This window comes from Citrobacter sp. Cpo100 (assembly GCF_030332595.1).
In the GTDB taxonomy this organism is placed as follows: Bacteria; Pseudomonadota; Gammaproteobacteria; order Enterobacterales; family Enterobacteriaceae; genus Citrobacter; species Citrobacter portucalensis.
The window spans coordinates 623,729-645,760 of sequence record NZ_JAOWHM010000031.1; the positions used below are offsets into that span (position 1 = coordinate 623,729).

The 22,032-nt window shown below is 54.7% G+C and carries 18 protein-coding genes; 1 reads left to right on the plus strand and 17 read right to left on the minus strand.

Going from position 1 to position 22,032, the window contains the following annotated elements:
* Window positions 1–13: 13 nt before the first annotated feature.
* From hisS to OGX96_RS09875, 7 genes are all read right to left on the minus strand, one after another.
* The gene (hisS, locus tag OGX96_RS09845) at window positions 14–1,288 is read right to left on the minus strand and encodes a histidine--tRNA ligase (RefSeq protein WP_003835173.1); all 1,275 of its coding nucleotides are present in this window, start codon (window positions 1,286–1,288) and stop codon (window positions 14–16) included.
* 110 nt (window positions 1,289–1,398) lie between these two features.
* Complete coding sequence (gene ispG / locus OGX96_RS09850) at window positions 1,399–2,517, minus strand: flavodoxin-dependent (E)-4-hydroxy-3-methylbut-2-enyl-diphosphate synthase (RefSeq protein ID WP_003037720.1); 1,119 nt, start codon at window positions 2,515–2,517, stop codon at window positions 1,399–1,401.
* 26 nt (window positions 2,518–2,543) lie between these two features.
* Window positions 2,544–3,542, minus strand: coding sequence for a cytoskeleton protein RodZ (gene rodZ / locus OGX96_RS09855; RefSeq protein WP_286582883.1), 999 nt, complete (start codon window positions 3,540–3,542; stop codon window positions 2,544–2,546).
* A gap of 283 nt (window positions 3,543–3,825) precedes the next feature.
* Window positions 3,826–4,992 carry a dual-specificity RNA methyltransferase RlmN gene (gene rlmN, locus OGX96_RS09860; protein WP_008785455.1) on the minus strand — a complete coding sequence of 389 codons (1,167 nt, stop codon included), beginning with the start codon at window positions 4,990–4,992 and terminating at the stop codon, window positions 3,826–3,828.
* 251 nt (window positions 4,993–5,243) lie between these two features.
* Window positions 5,244–5,675, minus strand: coding sequence for a nucleoside-diphosphate kinase (gene ndk / locus OGX96_RS09865; protein WP_003037710.1), 432 nt, complete (start codon window positions 5,673–5,675; stop codon window positions 5,244–5,246).
* 148 nt (window positions 5,676–5,823) lie between these two features.
* Window positions 5,824–8,136 (minus strand): peptidoglycan glycosyltransferase PbpC, encoded by a 2,313-nt coding sequence (gene pbpC / locus OGX96_RS09870; protein WP_286582887.1) that lies wholly within the window; start codon window positions 8,134–8,136, stop codon window positions 5,824–5,826.
* Window positions 8,137–13,071, minus strand: a complete 4,935-nt coding sequence (locus OGX96_RS09875; protein ID WP_286582889.1) for an alpha-2-macroglobulin family protein — start codon at window positions 13,069–13,071, stop codon at window positions 8,137–8,139. It lies immediately after the preceding gene.
* 206 nt (window positions 13,072–13,277) lie between these two features.
* On the opposite strand from OGX96_RS09875, the gene sseA reads away from it, so the two are divergent.
* On the plus strand, window positions 13,278–14,123 hold the full coding sequence (gene sseA / locus OGX96_RS09880) for a 3-mercaptopyruvate sulfurtransferase (protein WP_048234730.1): 846 nt from the start codon (window positions 13,278–13,280) through the stop codon (window positions 14,121–14,123).
* A gap of 43 nt (window positions 14,124–14,166) precedes the next feature.
* Here the strand turns inward: sseA and sseB are convergent, their stop codons facing one another.
* The 10 genes from sseB to iscR all read right to left on the minus strand — a co-directional run bounded on the left by sseB (window position 14,167) and on the right by iscR (window position 21,973).
* Window positions 14,167–14,943, minus strand: a complete 777-nt coding sequence (gene sseB, locus OGX96_RS09885) for an enhanced serine sensitivity protein SseB (protein WP_198802808.1) — start codon at window positions 14,941–14,943, stop codon at window positions 14,167–14,169.
* A 70-nt stretch (window positions 14,944–15,013) separates the two neighbouring features.
* The gene (pepB, locus tag OGX96_RS09890) at window positions 15,014–16,297 is read right to left on the minus strand and encodes an aminopeptidase PepB (RefSeq protein WP_008785461.1); all 1,284 of its coding nucleotides are present in this window, start codon (window positions 16,295–16,297) and stop codon (window positions 15,014–15,016) included.
* Between the two features lie 61 nt (window positions 16,298–16,358).
* Window positions 16,359–16,559 carry a Fe-S cluster assembly protein IscX gene (iscX, locus tag OGX96_RS09895; RefSeq protein WP_198802810.1) on the minus strand — a complete coding sequence of 67 codons (201 nt, stop codon included), beginning with the start codon at window positions 16,557–16,559 and terminating at the stop codon, window positions 16,359–16,361.
* 11 nt (window positions 16,560–16,570) lie between these two features.
* Entirely contained in the window at window positions 16,571–16,906 is a 336-nt protein-coding gene (fdx, locus tag OGX96_RS09900) for an ISC system 2Fe-2S type ferredoxin (RefSeq protein ID WP_003037690.1), read from the minus strand.
* A gap of 1 nt (window position 16,907) precedes the next feature.
* A complete protein-coding gene (gene hscA, locus OGX96_RS09905) occupies window positions 16,908–18,758 on the minus strand; it encodes a Fe-S protein assembly chaperone HscA (protein ID WP_286582893.1) in 1,851 nt (616 codons plus the stop codon).
* Window positions 18,759–18,773: 15 nt separating this feature from the next.
* The gene (hscB, locus tag OGX96_RS09910; protein ID WP_003835201.1) at window positions 18,774–19,289 is read right to left on the minus strand and encodes a co-chaperone HscB; all 516 of its coding nucleotides are present in this window, start codon (window positions 19,287–19,289) and stop codon (window positions 18,774–18,776) included.
* A gap of 108 nt (window positions 19,290–19,397) precedes the next feature.
* Window positions 19,398–19,721, minus strand: coding sequence for an iron-sulfur cluster assembly protein IscA (iscA, locus tag OGX96_RS09915; protein WP_003835203.1), 324 nt, complete (start codon window positions 19,719–19,721; stop codon window positions 19,398–19,400).
* A gap of 20 nt (window positions 19,722–19,741) precedes the next feature.
* On the minus strand, window positions 19,742–20,128 hold the full coding sequence (iscU, locus tag OGX96_RS09920) for a Fe-S cluster assembly scaffold IscU (RefSeq protein WP_002913991.1): 387 nt from the start codon (window positions 20,126–20,128) through the stop codon (window positions 19,742–19,744).
* A gap of 26 nt (window positions 20,129–20,154) precedes the next feature.
* Window positions 20,155–21,369 (minus strand): cysteine desulfurase, encoded by a 1,215-nt coding sequence (iscS, locus tag OGX96_RS09925; protein WP_003835233.1) that lies wholly within the window; start codon window positions 21,367–21,369, stop codon window positions 20,155–20,157.
* Window positions 21,370–21,481: 112 nt separating this feature from the next.
* Window positions 21,482–21,973, minus strand: a complete 492-nt coding sequence (gene iscR, locus OGX96_RS09930) for a Fe-S cluster assembly transcriptional regulator IscR (protein ID WP_003037674.1) — start codon at window positions 21,971–21,973, stop codon at window positions 21,482–21,484.
* Between the last annotated feature and the right edge of the window lie 59 nt (window positions 21,974–22,032).

Here is a 22,032-nt window from a genome sequence, read left to right on the forward strand (position 1 = left end):
GCTGTCCTTCTCCTTAGCCCAGTAAAGTGCGCAAATGCGCGGCAACGCTATCCTGCGCTACTGCCGTTTGCTCACCAGAGCGCAAATCCTTCACTACAACAGTACCGTCAGCCACTTCGGACTCGCCCAGTACCAGTGCAACGCGGGCGCCCCACTTATCGGCACGGGCAAACTGTTTCTTAAAGTTGCCGCCACCGTGGTTTGTCATCAGTTTCACACCAGGAACTTCATCGCGCAGACGTTCTGCAAGCGTCATTGCCGCCGACTGCGTGTCCGCCCCTGAAGCAACCAGGTATATATCGACAACAGGATCTGCGTTAAATTCCGGATTAACTGCCTGAACTAACAAAACAAGTCGTTCCAGCCCCATAGCAAAGCCCACGGCTGGCGTTGCACGACCGCCAAGTTGCTCTACCAGACCGTCGTAACGACCACCGGCACACACGGTGCCCTGAGAGCCAAGGCTGCTGGTGACCCACTCAAATACGGTGCGGTTGTAGTAATCAAGACCACGAACCAGACGCTGATTGACGGTGTAGGCAATGCCTGCGGATTCCAGCAGTTTGCACAAGCCCGCGAAGTGCTCGCGAGAGTCGTCATCAAGATAGTCGCCCAGTGCAGGCGCGTCGTTGAGCAGCGCCTGTACTTCCGGGTTTTTGGAGTCGAGAACGCGCAGCGGATTGGTGTACATACGACGCTTGCAGTCTTCGTCCAGTTTCTCTTTATGCAGTTCCAGGTAGGCGACCAACGCATCACGGTAGTTAGCGCGGGCTTCAAGCGAACCGATTGAGTTCAGCTCAAGGCTAACATGCTGAGAAATACCCAGCGCGCGCCACCAGCGAGCGGTCAGCATAATCAGCTCCGCATCGATGTCCGGGCCTTGCAGGCCAAATACTTCGACACCCAACTGATGGAATTGACGATAGCGTCCTTTCTGCGGACGTTCGTGGCGGAACATCGGCCCGATATACCACAGACGCTGTTCCTGATTGTACAGGAGACCATGTTCGATGCCGGCGCGTACGCAGCCCGCAGTCCCTTCAGGACGCAACGTCAGGCTGTCGCCATTACGGTCCTCAAAGGTATACATCTCTTTTTCAACCACGTCGGTAACTTCACCGATCGCGCGTTTGAATAACGGGGTCTGCTCTACAATCGGCAAGCGGATTTCACTGTAACCGTAGCTACCGAGCACGTTTTTGAGAGTGCCTTCAATGCGCTGCCAGATGGCGGTTTCGCCAGGCAGATAATCGTTCATGCCGCGAATGGCTTGAATGTTTTTTGCCACGTTTATTCTCTTTATGAATATAAAAATGAACCCTCAGCGCTAACCCGAACAATGCGGGCGCCATGCGGGTTCAATCATACACGGGAAGCACGCCGCTTCCCATCACGTTGTTATTTTTCAAGCTGCTGCACGTCGATACGACGCGCTTCGTCCAGAATACTCGCTTTAGCGCGGATGCGGGCTTCAAGCTGCGTAATCATGTCGTCGTTATCGAGTCTGTCCTTACGCACGCCGTCTTCATACAGGCCGCTTTTCTTGTTACCGCCCGTCACGCCCAGCGTAGAAACCAGCGCTTCACCAGGACCGTTTACCACGCAACCGATGATCGAAACGTCCATTGGCGTAATGATATCTTCCAGGCGTTGCTCCAGCGCGTTAACCGTACCAATAACGTCAAACTCCTGACGCGAACAGGTTGGGCAAGCGATGAAGTTGATCCCGCGCGCGCGAATGCGCAGCGATTTCAGGATATCGAAACCCACTTTGATCTCTTCCACCGGATCGGCTGCCAGAGAAACACGCAGCGTATCGCCGATCCCTTCAGATAACAGCAGGCCAAGGCCGATCGCGGACTTCACCGAACCACTACGCAGGCCACCGGCTTCGGTGATCCCCAGATGCAGCGGTTGATCGATCTGTTTCGCCAGCAGGCGATAGGATTCTACGGCGAGGAAAACGTCAGACGCTTTAACACTGACTTTGAATTGATCGAAGTTCAGACGATCGAGGTGATCCACATGGCGCATAGCGGATTCCAGCAGCGCCTGCGGCGTCGGTTCACCGTATTTTTCCTGCAGATCTTTTTCCAGCGATCCGGCGTTGACGCCGATACGGATAGGAATATTTTTATCACGAGCGCAATCCACCACCATGCGAATACGCTCTTCACTGCCGATATTACCTGGGTTAATACGCAGGCAATCAACACCGTATTCCGCTACCTTCAGCGCGATACGATAGTCGAAGTGAATATCGGCAACCAGCGGGACGTTAACCTGCTGTTTGATAAGCTTGAACGCTTCTGCGGCATCCATTGTCGGTACAGAGACACGAACAATGTCTGCGCCTACGCGTTCCAGCGCTTTAATCTGATTAACCGTCGCTTCCACATCCGTGGTACGCGTATTAGTCATAGACTGTACGGCGATGGGCGCACCATCGCCGATCGGCACGTTCCCAACGTAAATGCGTGTCGATTTTCTACGTTGAATTGGAGCCTGGTTATGCATTAAAAAATCTCCCGCATTGCCGTCTGTTACTGAGCCGGTGATTGTTCGGCATTAACGGTCAGACGCGCAACCTGGTTAGTTCTGATAAAACGACTCAGATCGACAGGTTTACCCTGGAACTGAATCTGCACTGCCGCCGGGGCGCCAATTTTCAGTTTGTACGGCGCTTGACCGGTCAGGTTTAGATTGCCGTCTTTACGCTGCATCCCGCTGAACAGTTTTTTACCGGTCGCATCGGTTACTTCCAGCCAGCAATCGGCGGTAAAGTTCATCACCAGCGCGTTAGGATCGGCTGCAGGTGTAGTCACACCTGCCTGATCGGTCGGCAGAGGAGCCGCTGTAGCTGGCGCTGTTGGCGCTGCGGTTGCGGTATCGACGTTAGCCTGAGATGGGGCAACAACGGCGTTCTGTTGCGCATCAGCGGCGGGTGCCGGGGTCGCAGCAACGTCTGGCGTTGACGCTGCGTCCGCTACCGCACCATCGTCAGGAGCCGGAGGGGTATCCTGCCCTGCTGCTGCGCTGGTATCTAACGGTACGTTCTGCGCACCCTCTTTACCGGCATTCAGCTCAGCAGAGGATTGATCGGCCATAGTGGTGATCTCTTCCTGCTGCGCTTTATGGTTCTGCCACCACCAGGCACCAGTCAGTCCGACAACGACAAACAGTACCAGCCAGGTAAAGGTCATTAACCAGCCGTCACGTTTCTTACGACGTTTACCGAGCGAGAAGCTCTGCATCGGTGCGACTTTAGCTGGTCGAATCGGAGCCTGTTTTTCCAGCCCTGGCAACAGTTCTTCTTCAGGAATATGCACCAGACGCGCATAAGAACGGATATACCCGCGCAGGAATGTTGAAGCAAGATCGGCTGGCGCCTTATCCTCTTCAATATCGCGTACCGTGGAGACCTTCAGGCAAAGTCGCTCCGCGACTGCCTGCTGGCTGAATCCGAGTTGTTCACGGGCATTGCGCAGACGAACGCCGGTGGATAGTGTTTCATTTTTGTCGTGCGTGGCTTCAGTATTCATTCGCTACAGCTGCGTAAATTTGGGTTCTGATGCCGGCGAGCCACAATGCTCACCCACACCGCGAAACATCTGGTCAGTTAACCTTCGTCAGACAGTATAAAACGGTCAGACTTTCAATGACAAAACGGCGTAAACCTGAGGGCTAAACACTTGTTACGCCGTTACATACTGCCTTAAAGTCGACAAAAACGCACCGTTATTATTGACCTGACGACGACAACAAAAAACCTCATATGGCTTACGTTGCACTACGGTACAGGAATTATACCGTAGTGCGCCAACATCAAACGGTCTTAATCTCGATAGCGTCGCCCTGCATACGCTTACGCAGAGTACGCTTGGTACGGTCGATAACGTCGCCCGCCAGCTGACCACAGGCTGCATCGATGTCATCGCCACGTGTTTTACGCACAATGGTGGTGAAACCATAGCTCATCAACACTTTGGAGAAACGATCGATACGGCTGTTAGAACTACGGCCATACGGCGCGCCCGGGAACGGGTTCCACGGGATCAGGTTGATCTTACACGGCGTATCTTTCAGCAGTTCTGCCAGCTGATGCGCGTGTTCAGTGCCATCATTGATGTGATCTAACATCACATACTCAATGGTTACACGACCCTGGTTAGCGTTGGATTTCTCCAGATAGCGACGAACCGCGCCAAGGAATGTTTCGATATTGTACTTCTTGTTGATAGGCACAATTTCGTCACGAATTTCATCGTTCGGCGCATGCAGAGAAATCGCCAGCGCGACGTCAATCATATCACCCAGCTTATCCAGCGCAGGGACAACGCCTGAGGTGGAGAGCGTGACGCGACGCTTGGACAGCCCAAAACCGAAGTCATCGAGCATGATTTCCATCGCCGGAACCACGTTGGTCAGGTTGAGCAGCGGCTCGCCCATCCCCATCATCACCACGTTGGTAATAGGACGCACGCCCGTAGCCTTCACCGCACCGACGATCTTCGCCGCGCGCCAGACCTGACCAATGATCTCCGATACCCGTAGGTTACGGTTAAAGCCCTGTTGCGCCGTAGAGCAGAATTTACACTCTAATGCGCACCCGACCTGTGAAGAAACACACAGGGTCGCACGATCGTCTTCCGGGATATACACCGTTTCAACGCGCTGATCGCCAACCGCGATAGCCCATTTGATCGTACCGTCAGAAGAACGCTGCTCTTCCACCACTTCCGGGGCGCGAATTTCAGCCACTTCTTTCAGCTTGTTACGCAGCACCTTGTTGATGTCAGTCATGTCATCAAAGTTGTCGCTGCAATAGTGGTACATCCACTTCATGACCTGATCGGCACGAAACGGTTTTTCGCCCATCTCTTTGAAGAATTCGCGCATTTGCTGACGGTTCAGATCCAGCAGGTTAATTTTTCCATTTTTATTTGGAACCGCAGGAATGACGACTTCAGAGGTGTTAACTAATTCAGACATAATTTTTTCCGGCCTCGTTGTTACACGTTGTGGCCCGTGGAGGGTTAAAAAGAAACGCCCCGGCAAGCGATCTGCTCTTCCGGGGCGTTGCATTGTACAAAGTCTGGCGCAGGGATGCCACGTTTGCACGAAGCATTAGCGAAAATAATATGTAAAGGAAGATCGTAGGCCTGATAAGACGCATCAGCATCGCCATCAGGCAAAGCAGAGCCGGATGCGCAAATGCTTATCCGGCCTACCCCACGAGCTTATTAGCGAGTGCGCGGGCAAACCTCACCTTCACCAAAGAAATAGGCGATTTCGCGCGCCGCTGACTCAACGGAGTCGGAACCGTGAGTACCGTTCTCGGTGAAGCTGTCAGCATAGTCTGCACGCAGAGTACCGGCCAGCGCATTCGCCGGGTTGGTTGCGCCCAGCAGATCGCGATGACGCTGTACGGCATTTTCGCTTTCCAGAACAGAAACAACGATCGGACCGGAGGTCATGAATTCAACCAGACCGTCAAAGAACGGTTTGCCATCGTGCTCAGCATAGAAGCCACGTGCCTGCTCAACGGTCAGGTGCAGCATTTTAGTGCCGACAATTTTGAACCCTGCTGCTTCAAAGCGCGCAAAGATGCTCCCAATAACGTTTTTTGCCACCGCGTTTGGTTTGATGATGGAAAAAGTACGTTCAATAGCCATGATAACCTCTGTAATGTGTTCTGTTGTTGTCTATATAGATGTACGACCTGGCGCGGATTATAAAGAGCATCCCGGCAATTGACTATTGATGAAGGTAACATTTCTTTAAAATAAGATGAATTTTAGCAACAAACAGTCACCAACTGGTCTACTGCATCGAAAATCTCACCGTCGCTACCTGACCAGCGTCATCCATCACTAGCAGTTGATAATCCCCTTTAGTCGCCAGCCGTAGCGTAAGACGACGTCCTCGTTCTTCCAGCCTTTCACCGTTAAGAAACCACCAGCGTTCACCGCTCCCACCACTGGTTTGCACCGGCAATGAGGCTTGAGCAGAACCGGGTAAACGCTTCACAATCGCGCCATCACGAATGCCTGTCAACTGCAATGGCTGCGAAGCGTCTTGCCCCAGCGGCTGACACGTGGCAGAAACTGGCGGTAACCTCGCCCCACGGCGTTCTGATTCCGGTAGCCATGGCTCCAGCGGCAACGGCCAGACGATTAATGTTTGCTCGTGCGCCTGCGGGCAATCCGCCGCCACACGTTTGCCTTCATCATCCAGCCAGACAGGAAAACGAATGCCATTAACCCCTTCCTGCTCGGGCAATAATAACGTTGGCGGCTGACTGCCATCCAGTAACCAGGTTGCCAGACGGCGACGGCAGTTGCTGTCTCCTGGGGCAAGGGATTGCCCGCCCGGCCAGCACACCACGCCGCGACTCACGGAATCAGGACGTGGATCTTCCGGCTGATTTGTCCCGCGAGAGAGCAAAAGATTGTTGACCTGAGTGAGCAGCGGCACGGCGCTGGCAAATCCAAACTGGCCCACCACCGGCGTTCCGTCTGGTCTGCCAGTCCAGATACCGATCACATAACGGGCGTTAACGCCAATCGCCCAGGCATCGCGATAGCCATAGCTGGTGCCCGTTTTCCACGCCAGCGGAACCACTCTGCTCAGCGAGTTATCCGGCAGCGGTTGCGCTTCGTCGGCCATGATACGGCGAATAATCCACGCCGCGCCCGCCGACATCAACGGACGTTCAAGCAGTGGGTCACCCGGCTGCAGACGCAGTTTTCCCGCTTTTCCCTTACGGGCAAAGGCGCTGTACGCTGCGGCCATATCTTCCAGCCTTGCCCCCGCGCCACCTAAAATCAGCGACAGATTCGGCGCAGCCCCTGCGGGCAGATACAGCGGTAAGCCGACGTTACGTAACGATGCGGCAAAGCGCTTCGGACCATAGGCTTCGAGCACCTGCACGGCAGGTAAATTCAACGACCTTACCAGCGCTTCGCTCATACTCACCGGGCCATGAAAACCGCTGTCAAAATTCCCCGGTCGATAATCTCCGGTTCGCCGCGGGACATCCTGCAACAACGAAGCGGGATGAATGAGTCCGTCATCCAGCGCCAGACCGTAAACAAACGGCTTCAGCACCGAGCCTGGCGAACGGATCGCATTCACCATATCCACATGACCAAAGCGGGTGTCGTCATTCATATCTACCGACCCCACCCAACCACGCACACTCATATCGGTGTGATCGACCACAATCATTGCCAGCGAACTGCGTGCAGGTAAGCGCCCCTTCCAGTTCTGCGCCAGCTCTTCCAGTTGACGCTGCAATCCGGCTTCAAGGGTAGTCACGATTTTATCGCTCCGGCTTTTTCCCAGCATCATGCGCGAGAATAACGGCGCTAACTGCGGCATTTGCCGGGGTGACAGCCAGACTGGCTCTTCACGCGACTCCTGTACCTGTTTGGCAGGCCAAATACCCTGGCTCGCCATACGTTCGAGTACTTTATTACGCGCCGCTTCAGCACGGTCCGGCCAGCGATCCGGACGCAGGCGACTCGGTGCCTGTGGCAAAACAGCCAGTAGCGCGGCATCGGAGTAACTCAAATGCGCGGGTGATTTACCAAGATAGGCCCAGCTTGCCGCCCCGACGCCCTGCAGCGTACCGCCAAACGGCGCACGGTTGAGATACAGTGTCAGGATGTCGCGTTTGGAGAGATGCCATTCCAGCTGCAATGCGCGCCAGAGCTGGCGAAACTTGCCGCCGAAGGTTCGCGGATGGGGATCGAGTAATCGTGCGACCTGCATGGTGAGCGTACTGCCGCCCGAAACCACACGCCCAGAGGAGAGGTCCTGCCATGCTGCGCGCAGTACTGAAAACGGATTGACGCCGGGATGCTTCCAGAACCAGCGGTCTTCATAGTTAATTAACGCCTCAAGGTAGCGGGGCGACACCTCATCAATCGTTACCGGATACCGCCAGATACCTTCGGCATCGGCAAAGCGCCAGAGTGGCGTACCATCATGTGCCACCACGACCCGTGCCGGATCGACTTCGTGCAAGGGCAGCGGCCAGATTTTATCTGCCGCCCAAACTGCCGCCACAATCAATAGCGCAACGGCTGCCAGCCAGAGCCAGCAGCCGCGTTTACCCAACCCGCGCATCATTTACGGTCTGACAATCAAAAGTCCCTCTGTCGCACCGGTCGCGCGCCACTGCGGAACATACATTGATTCCACCTGCGGGACGGGAACCTGGTAGGTCCCCGGCGTTACCGCTCGCGCCAGATACACCAGCGTAACCGGTTGTCCTTCATTGACCGCCACCGCAGCGACAAAGCGATCGTCACGGAACTCAACGTGCTGGATATCTGCCTGCTGCATCTGATTAAGCAGATTCGCCACTTCGCTACCGCTATCCTGCAGGCTGGCGCTGCCGTTGGCCAGATTCTGGTTTTCCAATTCCAGTCCTGCTGGCAGTAAGTCAACCACCAGCGCATCCGGCACGTTCTGGCTGGCTTTCACCTCCAGCCAGACCAGCACCAGCTCGCCGCTGCGCAGAGAATCCAGTGATTTACTGTTTCCGTCGAGCCCCAGGATTTGACGCTCAATATGCAGAACGTTGCTGGCAGGTGTCGGTGAGGTTTGCGGATAACCGCTCACATCCAGACGCAGCCACAGCGGTTGATTACCGGTATTGGTGACGCTCAGCGTAGACAGCGCATCGGCATCCAGATTACGCGTCTGTGATTTCTCCCCGGCTAACGGTTGCTCCGAGAGTGACGTTTGCGCCTGCCATGTGCCTGGCAAGTCCTGTAACGTACGGGCGGCAAGGAACAACGCATTATTTTCCTGAGTCGAGAGCCAGCGCTGCCCAAAGGCCTGTTCTGACAACGTGTTCAGCAGCGTATTCTGCACGTCAGGTTTGAGCTTGTTCTCTTCGAGCAAGGCCATCATCAACGCGTTATCCCGTAACGCACTGCCGTAATCCGCCATCCACTGTTGCGTATCGCGGCGCGGCGTATTCAGCGCCAGCGTCAACGCCTGTTCACTGCGGTTAGCATCGCCCATATTTTTCAGCGCGATCCCCAGTTGCAACAGCGGTAAACCAGAAGCCGCCTGAGCGCGTCGCTCCCAGATTTCACGCAATGCGCCGAGCGGGGCTTTTTGCTGACGCGCCAGAACCAACGCGGCGTAGGCTTGTACGGCAAACCGGCTTGCTGAAGAGTCGTCGGTATAGCGAATCGACAACATTCCAGGATCCTGCAAATAGCGCAGCAGCCGCTCGTTGCCACGGTTAATGACCTCTACCGGGACGCTGTAGCCCTGTTCATTTGCCCTAACAAGGAAATCCATGACATACGCAGTCAGCCAGTACTCTTCCGACCCGTTTTTATCCCACAGCGCGAAACCGCCGTTATCACGCTGCATCTGCACTAAACGAGAAATCCCAATATCGACTGCAGCACGGCGTTTTTCATCGCTGTCACCCACAATACCTAACGCCTTCAATTGCGCAGCATTGGTGTATAAGGATGGGAACAACCCGCTCGCCGTTTGCTCCAGGCAGCCGTAAGGGTAAGCCTTCAGTTCGCGGATATAACGCGCCAGATTCAGCGGCGGCTTACCGCTGAACAGCAGTTGTCCCTGCATCGTTGCAGGGGAGAAATTGGTCAGTTCTTCGCCCGGAAGCTGCCAGGTTGCGCCCGGTTGAAGTGCGACACCGTTATTAACGGTTTGCGCCGGGAACGCCGGACGCACGCCAATCTTCCACTGTTTATGCTGAACTGGCAGCGTTTCACCCGGTAAAGTCAGACCGCTAATTTCTGCCTGAATTTCGCCATCGCCAAACCCCTCCCGCGCACGCACCGGAATAAACAACGTAGTCCGTACGCCTGGTGCCAGATTCAATGGAGCAGGATCTTGTCCCATCAGCTCCAGTAAACCGCTGGCCGCGAGCTTAATATTCAGTGTTTGCGGTTTGTCAGTCAGGTTAGTCACGTCCAGCGTCAGTCGCGAGGTATCGCCTCCCGCCAGAAAACGCGGCATATTCAGTTCAGCAATTACCGGCGCGGCAACAATCACCTTGCTTTCACTGCTGCCAAAGTCATCCGCCGTCCAGGCCTGTGCCATTACCCGTAGCTCGCCGTTGAAATCACCAATCGGTAGCGTCACCGTACCTTCGCCCTGCTCGTTGAGCGTGACCGGCAGCGCCTGTTGCGCCACGATATTGACGTGATTGACCGGTGGCTTACCGCCGCGTTTTAATTCATCGCCATCACCACCAAAACGCAGTGCCGCCAGCCGCCCTTGCCCTTCGATCACCTGGCCGTAAATATCATAAATATCCGCGCCATAGCGTTTTTGTCCGAAAAATGCCTGCCACGGATCTGGCGTGGCGTAATCGGTAATGTTCAACACCCCGCTATCAACGGCAGAGACCAGCACGTTAACCTGTTTTGGTACGTCGCCATTTTTGACGCTGGCTTTAATCTTGACGGTCAACGACTGGTTTGGACGTATTTTCGCCGGGTTTTCCAGCGCCAGCGCCAGACGACGGTTTTCATCACCTAACGGCAAATGCAGTAAACCAACCGCCCGTTTTGGCGTGGCCGAACGGGACTTGTCGCCAGGACGAACCACCAGTGCACTGAGATACAAATCGTGGCGATTCCAGGTTTTATCAATCGGGATGGAGATATCGAGACCATCCGCCGGTACGTCTATTTCTTTCCACCACAGCGGGCCTTCGCTGGATTCCACCATCGCATAACCTTTGCCAGCAGCAGGAGCGGCAACGTGCAGCTTCATGGTATCGCCAGGACGATAGCTGGGTTTGTCCAGTTTCAGAGTCACGCGATCGGGACGCACAGCCCCACTGCCGTCGCTGTTATCCTGCCAGCTATAACCTGCCCAGAAGCGTACGCTGCTCACCGCATCATTCGGGGCTTTCACTTCCAGACGATAGGCACCCCACTCAACCGGGAAGCTGACTTTACCGGTTTCATCGGCCTTAAGATCCAGAGTCTGCTCACCTTCAACCAGATCCTTTTGATCGAACTGTGATTGCCAGCCCTCGCCTTCAGACCAGTTCCAGTAATAATCCCGGCGCTCGCGGATCAAACGCACCTGCAAACCGGACACCGCTTTTTTCTCGCCCTGCGCATCGGCATAAACAATGTCGAAAGCGGCGTTGCTGTTTTCATCAACGATAGGCTGATTCACAGTGGTATCAGTGCGGTAGTCATAGACGGCTTTTGCCGCAAACTGCGGACGAATACCCGGCAGCATGTCCGCAGGCCAGATGGCTTGTTCAGCCCGACGCGTCACCGGGCGGCCACCTGACTCCAGCAGGCTGGCTTGCAGGATCACCTGTAACGGGGAATGCGTCTCCTGCCATTGGCTGTTAGTGGTCACTTCGCCGCGACCGTGTTCATCCAGCGTAAGCTGAACTTCATCGAGGCTGCGGGACAGGTTTTCTTCGGCAATATTACCAAACTGGAACCCCGGCAATGCCTGCACCGCTTCGCGCAGCGGGCGCAGGAAAAGCTGCCCTTGCAGAGCATTGCCGTTAGCGGGCGCGCCGTACAGGTAGTAGCCCACTACCGAGAACTTCACTTCATCAGCCGGAGCCACCGGAATCTTATTAGCGGAGAGATTGAGCGCCATCCGCTCAGGCATAAAATCTTCGACGTGGAAATCCCACATACGTGACTGGTTGTCGCCCGTATTAGCACGAATATGCCACATACCGGTTGGCGCGTTGGTGTCCAGCGGCCAGCTAAAACGGTACAGACCGTTCTCCGGCTGGCTAACCACCGAACGTAACACTTGCCCGTCGGGCTTCACGACTTCCAGCTTCACCGGCTGGTCGGGCAACGTTTTGCCGTCGCTGTCACGCAGTAATCCGTTGAGGATCACCGTTTCGCCAGGACGATAGAGGTCACGGGGACCAAACATAAAGAACTGTTTGCTGTATCCCGGTGCACCGGCAATATCAAATTCAGCCAGATCCAACGCCGGGAGTTTCAGATCCAGCAGCGTGGTTTGCCCGTCTTTGCGGGCCAGCAATAAAGCCGCGTCTTTATCAGTCTCCAGTTTGACATGACCCTGCACGTCGCTGGTAGCCTGCGCCAGCGTCTGCCCTTTTTCGTTGAGTAACGTGACCTCAATACCCTGCTGCGCAGCGCCGTTTTCCAGACTCTGCGTAAAGACATCCAGTTGATTATGGTAACGGTGCGCAGACACACCAATATCGCTGAGCGTGAACAGCGTAGCGGCATTACTGTAGTTGTATTGTCCAGCCTGATTCATCACCGCGATGTAAACTCCTGCTTGCTGCAACGGCTTGATATCGCTCAGCGGCAGCAGCAGCTTCTCACGGGTGTTACGCGCAGGATTGAGGTCAAAGCGTCCGGTATACACCAGTTCCGCCATTTTCAGTAAATTGTCAGATTCCCAGTTCGTCAACGAATTGCGGTATTCCCACTGGCTGACAAATGCGCCGAGCGATTCAGGCTTCACACGAAAGAAGTTCACATCCACGCTGTTAACGTTGAGGGCCATTACCGGCAGGCCTTCAATTACTTTTCCCGGCAACAGCGAGCCGCGACTGGCAAACCCAACGCTTGGCTGTACATCGCGGGTGGTAATGTTTTTTTCATAATCAATAGCGAACGTCGCTTTATTCAGCGCCAGCAAATCACGCTCAATGGTCACCACCAGTTCCCGGTTAGGTTCCAGATGGCGTAAGCGCAGCTCTTTCAGATTTGGCGCCAGCTCCCAGGCACCATCCACTTTGCCGCTTTTTTTATCAACAACGTGCACGACGCGGGAAAAATCTTGTTCTGGATCGAGGGGAATGGAGAAGGTCAAAACGAGCGTTGCCGCACCGTCGAGCTGGACCTCTGAGGCATCCAGCAGCGTCAGCGACTTGCCCTGGCTTTGCTGCATCAGCTTTTGTAATTGAGCTTTATCTTTTGCTGGCGCAGTCTGTGCCGCAGGCGCATCAGGTTTCGCAGCCGTCGGTGATTTTTCGTTATTATTATCGCACCCGACCAGTGCCAGCATCAGCATGCAGGCCGCTACGCGTAAATGTTTCATTTTTCATCCCTGGCCGTAGTGGCCCGTTAGCTACGTAGAACAACTATTATGCGTCAGATTTCCGGCTGTGGAAGTCAGTAACTGAACAACGTTGTCTTAATTTAAGTGATTAATGTGGATTCACCTGACAAATCAGCCTGTTTTACTTGTCGCTTTACGGTAAACATCCGACAATTTGCCAAAACCTGGTAAAAATGGAGATGCCTATGACCACCGCCTTCTTTGTCGCTGCCGACTGGCTTGCCGAACACATTGACGACCCGGAAATACAAATTCTTGATGCCCGGATGGCACCTCCAGGACAGGAAGATCGCGATGTTGGCGAGGAGTATCGTGCGGGCCATATTCCTGGCGCAGTATTTTTTGATATTGAAGCGCTTTCCGATCATACCTCACCGCTACCGCATATGATGCCACGCCCCGAAGCCTTTGCCGTTGCGATGCGCGAGCTGGGCGTTAATCAGGATAAGCATCTGGTTATCTACGATGACGGTAATCTGTTTTCCGCGCCACGCGCATGGTGGATGCTGCGGACATTTGGCGTCGAAAATGTCTCCATTCTGGCAGGCGGTCTGGCAGGCTGGAAGCGCGATGAGTTAATGCTCAAGGAAGGCGATGAGGATTTACCTGAAGGTGAATTTAACGTGGCCTTTACGCCTGACGCAGTTGTGCGCGTTACCGATGTACTGCTGGCCAGTCATGAAAAAACGGCGCAGATCGTCGATGCCCGTCCGGCTGCGCGTTTTAATGGCGAAGTTGACGAGCCGCGTCCTGGTCTGAAACGTGGTCATGTGCCGGGTGCGCTTAACGTACCGTGGACAGAATTGGTTCGTGACGGCGAACTGAAAACCACCGATGAGCTGGATGCTATTTTCTTCAGCCACGGCGTGAGCTTTGACCGCCCTATTATCGCCAGCTGCGGCTCCGGCGTAACGGCTGCCGTCGTCGTGCTGGCACTTGCCACGCTGGGCGTTTCTGACGTCGCATTGTATGACGGCGCATGGAGCGAATGGGGAGCGCGCAACGATTTACCGGTAGAACCGCAATTATAAAGCTGGAAAAGCCGGATAGCGCTACGCTTATCCGGCCTACAATTTAGATAATCCGGTTCTGTTTAAAGTCGCGCAGGAAACCGCCCCAGCGGCGTTCGTAGAACGGTGCGATATGCTCAGTGATAAAGTGGCTCACGCCCTTCTCACCCTTCTTCACCTGGCAGATATCAATAGGTTCATCGCCCGGCAGCGTATCGGTCGCGACGCTGCCAGCAGCGTGGATGATCTCTTCAATATCCCCTTCCGCTTCAATACCAATCAGCAGATTCGGCTGGGCTTCCGCGCTTTCTTTGATTGAGCAGAGAAACGCGCGTTTTACCGGCTTAATGGTTTTAAACAGCGTAGTCAGCGAGTCAATCATCTGCGCCGGAGGTTCAGCGACTTCAGAGAGGATCAGCGATTCACCGCCTTCCAGTACTTCCTGGGTGCTGAGCGGATTCCCCTCTTCCCCCATCAGCAGGCTGATTTCACGCGGCATAAATTCTTTGCCGGTCGGCAGTTTCGCGTTGAGAAAGAGCGTTTCGCCGAGCGTCATTTCAAACAACGTACGCACCGGCATAACGACAAATGCTTGCTCATCTTCCACCGCCTGCTGCAGGGCTTCCAGAGAAGTGAAGAACGGGATCACGGTCGTGCCGTCTTCTTTTTCCCAGTGCTGCAGGTCGAGAGCGCAGTCTTCAACCACCGCCTCGCCTTCTGCGGCAGTACCCGGCACCCAGACTGTGGATTCCAGTAAAGTACGAAAAAATGCCGGACGATGCGCAGGCTCTGTTGCCGCTTGTTCCAGCAATGTTTCTAATTCGTTTTTTGTTTCGGACATAAGTATCACAAATTGGATGAATACATGTAGGCCGGATAAGCGTAGCGCCATCCGGCAATACAGTAATAAATTATGCGGTCAGCAGATTCGCAATCGTGCGCACACCCAGACCGGTTGCGCCCGCAGACCACTGCTCAACCGGCGCTTTGCGATAGGTTGCGGAGCAGTCGATATGCAGCCAGCCCTGCTGGTAGTTTTCCACGAAATGGGACAGGAAGCCCGCCGCGGTGCTTGCGCCAGCCGGGTAAGCCGCGCTACCGGTGTTATTCAGTTCGGCAAAGTTCGACGGCAACTGGCTACGGTGAAACTCTGCCAACGGCAGACGCCAGAACGGTTCGTTTTCTTGCGCCGCACTTGCCAGCAGGCGAGCAGCCAGCTGATCATCAAAGCTAAACAGCGCGTGGTAATCGTTGCCCAGCGCGGTTTTCGCCGCGCCGGTCAGCGTGGCAGCATCAATGATCAGTTCCGGTTTCTGCGCGCTGGCATCGATCAGGCCATCGGCCAGCACCAGACGTCCTTCGGCATCGGTATTCATCACTTCAACTTTTTTACCGTTGCGATAGTGAATAATGTCGCCGAGCTTAAAGGCGTTGCCGCTAATCAGGTTATCCGCGCAGCACAGATACAGCTTCACGCGCTTGTTCAGACCACGGGTGATGGCAAATGCCAACGCGCCGGTGACCGTTGCCGCACCGCCCATGTCGGACTTCATTGAGTCCATAAATGCGCTTTGCTTGATGCTGTAACCACCGGAATCAAAAGTAATTCCCTTACCAACCAGGCAGGCATAAACCGGGGCTTCTTTGTCGCCTGTTGGGTTGTAGTCCAGCGCCAGCAGCACTGGAGGACGTTCAGATCCGCGACCCACGGTATGCAGGCCCATGTAGTTCTGCTCGCGCAGATCTTCACCTTTGGTGATGCGGTAAGAGACGTTATCGCACGCGACGGAGCACAGCAGATCAACAGCGCGCTGCGCCAGCTGTTCCGGGCCCAGCTCTTCTGCCGGGGCATTAATGGTATCGCGCACCCAGTCAATAATCTTCAGACGGCTATCCAGCTCTTTGCGCTGCGCTTCGTCCAGAGCGGCCCACTCAACTTTGCGGGTGCCTTTTGGTCCCTTGTAGCCCTGCCAGAACGCCCAGCTACGTTCGGTATCCCAGCCTTCACCGTCCAGTTGAACGTGTTTAATACCCAGGCCGTCGATTTTACGCGCGGCACGCTGGATAAGGCCGAGGTCATCTTTTCCGTTCAGGTGCAGGGTAATGCCGTCATTATTAATGCTGTATGTCGCCTTTTCACCCCAGCGGGCATCGGCGGGTTGCGTGGAAAGCGTAATTTTCATGGCTTCTGTCATTTTATTTATCCTTATTTTCGCGCATACAGGAAAACGGGCCACCCGTGGGCAGCCCGTTGACTTATTCGGCTTCGTCCAGCCAGACCAGCAAAATGGCCTCAAGGATTTTTTCGTTCGATGCATGAGGATCATCATCGAACTCTTCCAGGTCACAGATCCACTGGTGCAGATCGGTGAAACGAACGGTCTTGGGATCGAGATCGGGGAAAGCGTCATACAGCGCCTCGCCGATTTCGCGGCTATCGGTCCACTTCAGTCCCATACTACCCTCTGTTAATGCTCACGCGCATGATTGATTGTGTAACGTGGGATTTCGACCACTAAATCGTCCTCGGTTACCCGCGCCTGACAGCTTAAACGGCTCTCCGGCTCCAGTCCCCAGGCTTTATCCAGCATGTCGTCTTCTTCTTCTGTGCTTTCCGGCAAAGAATCAAAACCTTCACGCACGATGCAGTGGCAGGTAGTGCAGGCACAGGATTTTTCACAGGCGTGTTCAATCTCGATCCCGTTACGCAGGGCAACGTCGAGAATGGTTTCGCCGGTCTCAGCTTCCAGAACTGCGCCATCGGGACAGAGATCCTGATGAGGCAAAATAACAATCTTTGGCATATTAAACCTCGTCCACGGAATGGCCTTTCAGCGCACTACGGACAGATTTGTCCATGCGGCGAGCGGCGAATTCCTGGGTTTGTTTGTCTACGTTTTTAATGGCTTGTTCTATCGCGTCAACATCGTCACCCTGTGCAACCTCGCTCAAGTGCGCGGCGGCGGTGTCGATAGCCTGACGTTCTGCGGCGCTTAACAGCGCGGCATCAGCGTTCAGCGCACCGGTTAAACTCTCCAGTACGCGTGCCGCTTCGACTTTCTGTTCTGCCAGCATACGGGCTTTAACGTCCTGCTCGGCAAAACTCATCGAATCCTGAATCATGGAGGCGATTTCACTGTCGGTCAGACCGTAGGACGGTTTAACCTGGATTGAGGACTCAACGCCTGTGGATTTCTCCATGGCGGTGACGCTCAGCAGCCCATCGGCATCCACCTGGAAGGTCACGCGGATATGTGCGCCGCCTGCCGGCAATGCCGGGATGCCGCGCAGCGCAAAACGCGCCAGTGAACGACAGTCCTGCACCAGCTCACGCTCGCCCTGCATCACGTGAATGGACATCGCGGTTTGGCCATCTTTAAAGGTGGTAAAGTCCTGCGCGCGCGCCACTGGGATAGTGGTGTTACGCGGGATCACTTTCTCCACCAGACCGCCCATGGTTTCCAGTCCCAGAGACAGCGGGATAACGTCCAGCAGCAGCATTTCGCTGTCCGGTTTATTTCCGACGAGAATATCCGCCTGGATTGCCGCACCGATAGCGACCACTTTGTCCGGGTCAATAGAGGTCAGCGGCGTGCGGCCAAAAAATTCACCGACGCGTTCACGTACCAGAGGCACGCGCGTTGAACCGCCAACCATCACCACTTCCAGCACATCTTGCGGCTCCACGCCCGCATCTTTCAGCGCGCGACGGCAGGCCAGCAGCGTACGCTTGATCAGTGCGGAAATGAGTTCATTAAAGGTTTCACGGGTGATTTCACCCTGCCATCCTGCCACGTTAACCGTTACAGAATCAGCGTCGCTAAGTGCGATTTTCGCTGCAATCGCGGCATCCAGCAGTTCACGCTGTACGCGGTTATCGCTGCGATCGGCCACGCCCGCCTGCTCGCGAATGTAATCGGCCAGCAGATGGTCAAAATCGTCGCCGCCGAGCGCGGAATCACCACCGGTCGCCAGCACTTCAAACACGCCACGGCTCAGGCGCAGAATAGAAATATCAAACGTACCGCCGCCAAGATCGTAGACTGCGATCACGCCTTCCTGACCGGAGTCCAGACCATACGCGATCGCCGCTGCGGTCGGTTCGTTCAGCAGACGCAATACGTGCAGGCCCGCCAGACGCGCGGCGTCTTTGGTCCCCTGACGCTGTGCATCGTCAAAGTAAGCCGGAACGGTGATTACCACGCCGTCCAGTTCGCCGGACAGCGATTCGGTAGCCCGCGCGGCCAGCGCTTTCAGAATATCAGCGGAGACGCGCACCGGATTAAGCAAACCGGCAGCGGTTTCAATCATCGGCAGACCGTTTTCGCTCGCCTGGAACGTATATGGCAGATGCGGGTAACGCGCCTGGATATCCGCCAGAGAGCGGCCCATCATGCGTTTTACCGAGCTAACGGTGTTTGCCGTATCCAACGCTGCATTGGCGCGGGCATCGTAACCGACAGAGTAGCCCTGCTGCTGATAGTGAACCACTGACGGCAACAGGTGGCGACCTTCATGGTCTGCCAGCGTTTCGGCCTGGCCGCTGCGTACGGTAGCAACCAGGGAGTTGGTGGTGCCTAAATCGATACCTACCGCCAGACGACGCTGGTGCGGCGCGGCGCTCAGACCAGGCTCACTAATTTGTAATAAGGCCATTTTCGCTTCCGGAAATTAAAAATCGAGCAGTTTTTCTTCGAGTTGTTCTGCACTGCTTCGCAGTTTATCGAGAAAACGCAGCTTACGCACGGTATCTGCCGCTGCGTCCCACGTCTCGCTATCCAGCTGTTCCACCATCAGTTGATGGCGAACGTTATACATTTCGCTGACGCGTTTCATAAACGCATCTAAACGTTGACTGTCTTTTGCCTGTTCAATCTCGTCCAGCTCTTCACGCAGCTCAAGTTGCTCCATCAGGAACGCGGTATCGCGCACCGTGTGCTGCTCGCTGCGGATATCAAAACCGTGTAAAGACAATAAGTATTCGGCGCGCATCAAAGGATGACGCAGCGTTTGCCAGGCCTGGTTGATAGTGGCGGACTGCGAAACCGCAGCAAGTTGTTCCGCCTGGGAACCGCTGGCGAATTTATCAGGATGATACTGACGTTGTAGATCCTGAAAACGTAGGCTCAGCGCCTGAGTATCGAGCTGATAACGGGCCGGTAAGCCAAAGAGGGTGAAGTAGTCCATAACATTCTCAGGGCATCGATTCTCTGTTGTTCGATGAGGCAAAACCAGAGAGTCAGGTAAAACAAACCCCACGCGCAGGCGACCACGGTGGGGTTATCAGTAAGCGCGTTACACGTGGAAGCTTTCGCCGCATCCACATTCGTCTTTCACGTTCGGGTTAGTGAACTTAAACCCTTCGTTCAGACCTTCTTTGACGAAGTCTAACTGCGTACCGTCGAGGAATTGCAGGCTCTTACCGTCGATCACGACTTTTACGCCTTTGTCTTCAAACACGGTATCTTCAGCCGCCGGCTCGTCAACAAATTCCAGTACATAGGCCATACCTGAGCAGCCGGAGGTTCTCACGCCCAGACGCAGACCAAACCCTTTACCGCGGTTTGCCAGGAAGGTATTTACACGCGCTGCTGCACTGTCGCTTAAGGTAATCGACATAATAAAACCTCAACTCTTAATTATTTTGCTTCACGTTTGCTTTTGTAATCCGCAATCGCGGCTTTAATCGCGTCTTCAGCCAGAATAGAGCAGTGAATTTTCACCGGTGGCAGTTCAAGCTCGTCGGCGATATCGGTGTTTTTAATCGCCTGTGCTTCGTCCAGAGATTTCCCTTTTACCCATTCGGTAACCAGAGAGCTGGAAGCAATAGCGGAACCGCAGCCGTAAGTCTTGAAACGCGCGTCTTCAATGATACCCTCATTGTTGACTTTGATCTGCAACTTCATCACGTCGCCACAGGCTGGTGCACCGACCATGCCGCTACCCACGTTCTCGTCGCTGTTGTCAAAAGAGCCCACGTTACGTGGATTCTCGTAATGATCGATAACTTTTTCGCTGTAAGCCATGTTGAATTCTCCTTATCGGTGCCGAATTAGTGATGTGACCATTCAATGCTGTTCAGATCCACACCCTGTTTGAACATTTCCCACAGTGGAGAAAGGTCGCGCAGACGGCCAATGGAGTTGCGAACCAGATTGATGGCATAGTCAATCTCTTCTTCGGTAGTGAAACGACCTAAAGAGAAACGAATTGAGCTGTGTGCCAGCTCGTCGGTCATCCCCAGCGCGCGCAGCACGTAGGATGGCTCCAGGCTTGCAGAAGTACATGCAGAACCGGAGGATACAGCCAGGTCTTTCAGCGCCATAATCAGCGACTCGCCTTCAACAAAGTTGAAGCTGACGTTGAGAATGTTCGGTGCGCCCTGCTCGAGGTCACCGTTGAGGTACACCTCTTCCATATCTTTCACGCCGTTCCACAGACGGTTACGCAGACTGCGCAGGCGCGCCATCTCGGTTTCCATCTCTTCTTTAGCGATACGGTATGCTTCACCCATGCCGACGATCTGGTGCACAGGCAGCGTACCGGAACGCATACCGCGCTCGTGACCGCCGCCGTGCATCTGCGCTTCAATACGAATACGCGGTTTACGACGAACGTACAGCGCGCCGATACCTTTCGGACCATAGATTTTGTGGCCGGAGAAGGACATCAGGTCAACTTTCAGTTGGCTCAGATCGATAGGCAGTTTGCCCACGCTCTGGGTCGCATCAACGTGATAGATGATGCCGCGAGCACGGCACATTTCGCCGATAGTCGCGATATCCTGCACCACGCCGATTTCGTTGTTCACGTGCATGATGGACACGAGGATGGTGTCGTCACGCATTGCCGCTTCAAGTTCTTTCAGGTCGATAATGCCGTTACGCTGCGGGGCGAGGTAGGTAACTTCAAACCCTTCACGCTCCAGCTGACGACAGGTATCCAGCACGGCTTTGTGTTCGGTTTTGCTGGTGATGATGTGCTTGCCTTTTTTCTGATAAAAGTTGGCTGCACCTTTAATCGCCAGGTTATCGGATTCAGTCGCACCGGAAGTAAATACGATTTCACGCGGGTCAGCGCCCACGAGGTCGGCAATCTGGTTACGGGCGATATCTACCGCCTCTTCAGCCTGCCAGCCGAAACGGTGTGAACGAGACGCTGGGTTACCAAAGTTTCCGTCCAGGGTCAGACACTGCATCATTTTCTCGGCAACACGCGGGTCCACCGGCGTGGTTGCGGAGTAGTCGAGATAGATCGGTAATTTCATTGCTCTATAAACTCCGTACATCGCTTCAATGCAAGGAATCAGGCAACCGGCTGGATGTACGACCGAGTTAACGGGGTGTGTAGCACCCCGGCCTGATTCTAAAATACTTTTATTATGCGCGTAACTTAACGTCGATCGCGTCTTGAGCACGATTAGTGCGTGGAGCGTCATGGGTATGCTGGCGACCAGACACATCCAGGACTTCCTGATTATTTACCAGTTCGCCCAACGTAATGTTGTTGAGGAAACCGGTCAGACGATCGCTCAGATCGCGCCACAGCGCGTGGGTCAGGCATTTATCGCCGCCCTGACAACCGCCTTTGCCCTGGCAACGGGTCGCATCTACAGACTCGTCAACAGCGCTAATCACTTCACCTACTGCGATGCTGCCGGCATCTTTACCCAGCAGATACCCGCCGCCTGGTCCACGTACGCTGGAAACCAGACCGTTTTTACGCAAACGGGAAAACAGCTGCTCCAGATATGACAGGGAAATTCCCTGACGTTCAGAAATATCAGCCAACGGTACCGGGCCCGTTTCGGAGTTGAGCGCAACGTCCAACATTGCGGTCACGGCATAACGCCCTTTTGATGTCAGTCTCATGTCTTACTTAGCCTCAAACTCGCCCCTGCCCGGGGTTTTTTATTGTAAAATGGGGGTAT

Bases quoted from the DNA above. Each gene is read 5' to 3' on its own strand.
- iscU (WP_002913991.1), bottom strand. From the start codon at position 20,128: ATGGCTTACAGCGAAAAAGTTATCGATCATTACGAGAATCCACGTAAC.
- pbpC (WP_286582887.1), bottom strand. From the start codon at position 8,136: ATGATGCGCGGGTTGGGTAAACGCGGCTGCTGGCTCTGGCTGGCAGCC.
- OGX96_RS09875 (WP_286582889.1), bottom strand. From the start codon at position 13,071: ATGAAACATTTACGCGTAGCGGCCTGCATGCTGATGCTGGCACTGGTC.
- sseB (WP_198802808.1), bottom strand. From the start codon at position 14,943: ATGTCCGAAACAAAAAACGAATTAGAAACATTGCTGGAACAAGCGGCA.
- sseA (WP_048234730.1), top strand. From the start codon at position 13,278: ATGACCACCGCCTTCTTTGTCGCTGCCGACTGGCTTGCCGAACACATT.
- ndk (WP_003037710.1), bottom strand. From the start codon at position 5,675: ATGGCTATTGAACGTACTTTTTCCATCATCAAACCAAACGCGGTGGCA.
- rlmN (WP_008785455.1), bottom strand. From the start codon at position 4,992: ATGTCTGAATTAGTTAACACCTCTGAAGTCGTCATTCCTGCGGTTCCA.
- iscR (WP_003037674.1), bottom strand. From the start codon at position 21,973: ATGAGACTGACATCAAAAGGGCGTTATGCCGTGACCGCAATGTTGGAC.
- hscA (WP_286582893.1), bottom strand. From the start codon at position 18,758: ATGGCCTTATTACAAATTAGTGAGCCTGGTCTGAGCGCCGCGCCGCAC.
- iscA (WP_003835203.1), bottom strand. From the start codon at position 19,721: ATGTCGATTACCTTAAGCGACAGTGCAGCAGCGCGTGTAAATACCTTC.
- fdx (WP_003037690.1), bottom strand. From the start codon at position 16,906: ATGCCAAAGATTGTTATTTTGCCTCATCAGGATCTCTGTCCCGATGGC.
- ispG (WP_003037720.1), bottom strand. From the start codon at position 2,517: ATGCATAACCAGGCTCCAATTCAACGTAGAAAATCGACACGCATTTAC.
- pepB (WP_008785461.1), bottom strand. From the start codon at position 16,297: ATGACAGAAGCCATGAAAATTACGCTTTCCACGCAACCCGCCGATGCC.
- hscB (WP_003835201.1), bottom strand. From the start codon at position 19,289: ATGGACTACTTCACCCTCTTTGGCTTACCGGCCCGTTATCAGCTCGAT.
- iscX (WP_198802810.1), bottom strand. From the start codon at position 16,559: ATGGGACTGAAGTGGACCGATAGCCGCGAAATCGGCGAGGCGCTGTAT.
- iscS (WP_003835233.1), bottom strand. From the start codon at position 21,369: ATGAAATTACCGATCTATCTCGACTACTCCGCAACCACGCCGGTGGAC.
- rodZ (WP_286582883.1), bottom strand. From the start codon at position 3,542: ATGAATACTGAAGCCACGCACGACAAAAATGAAACACTATCCACCGGC.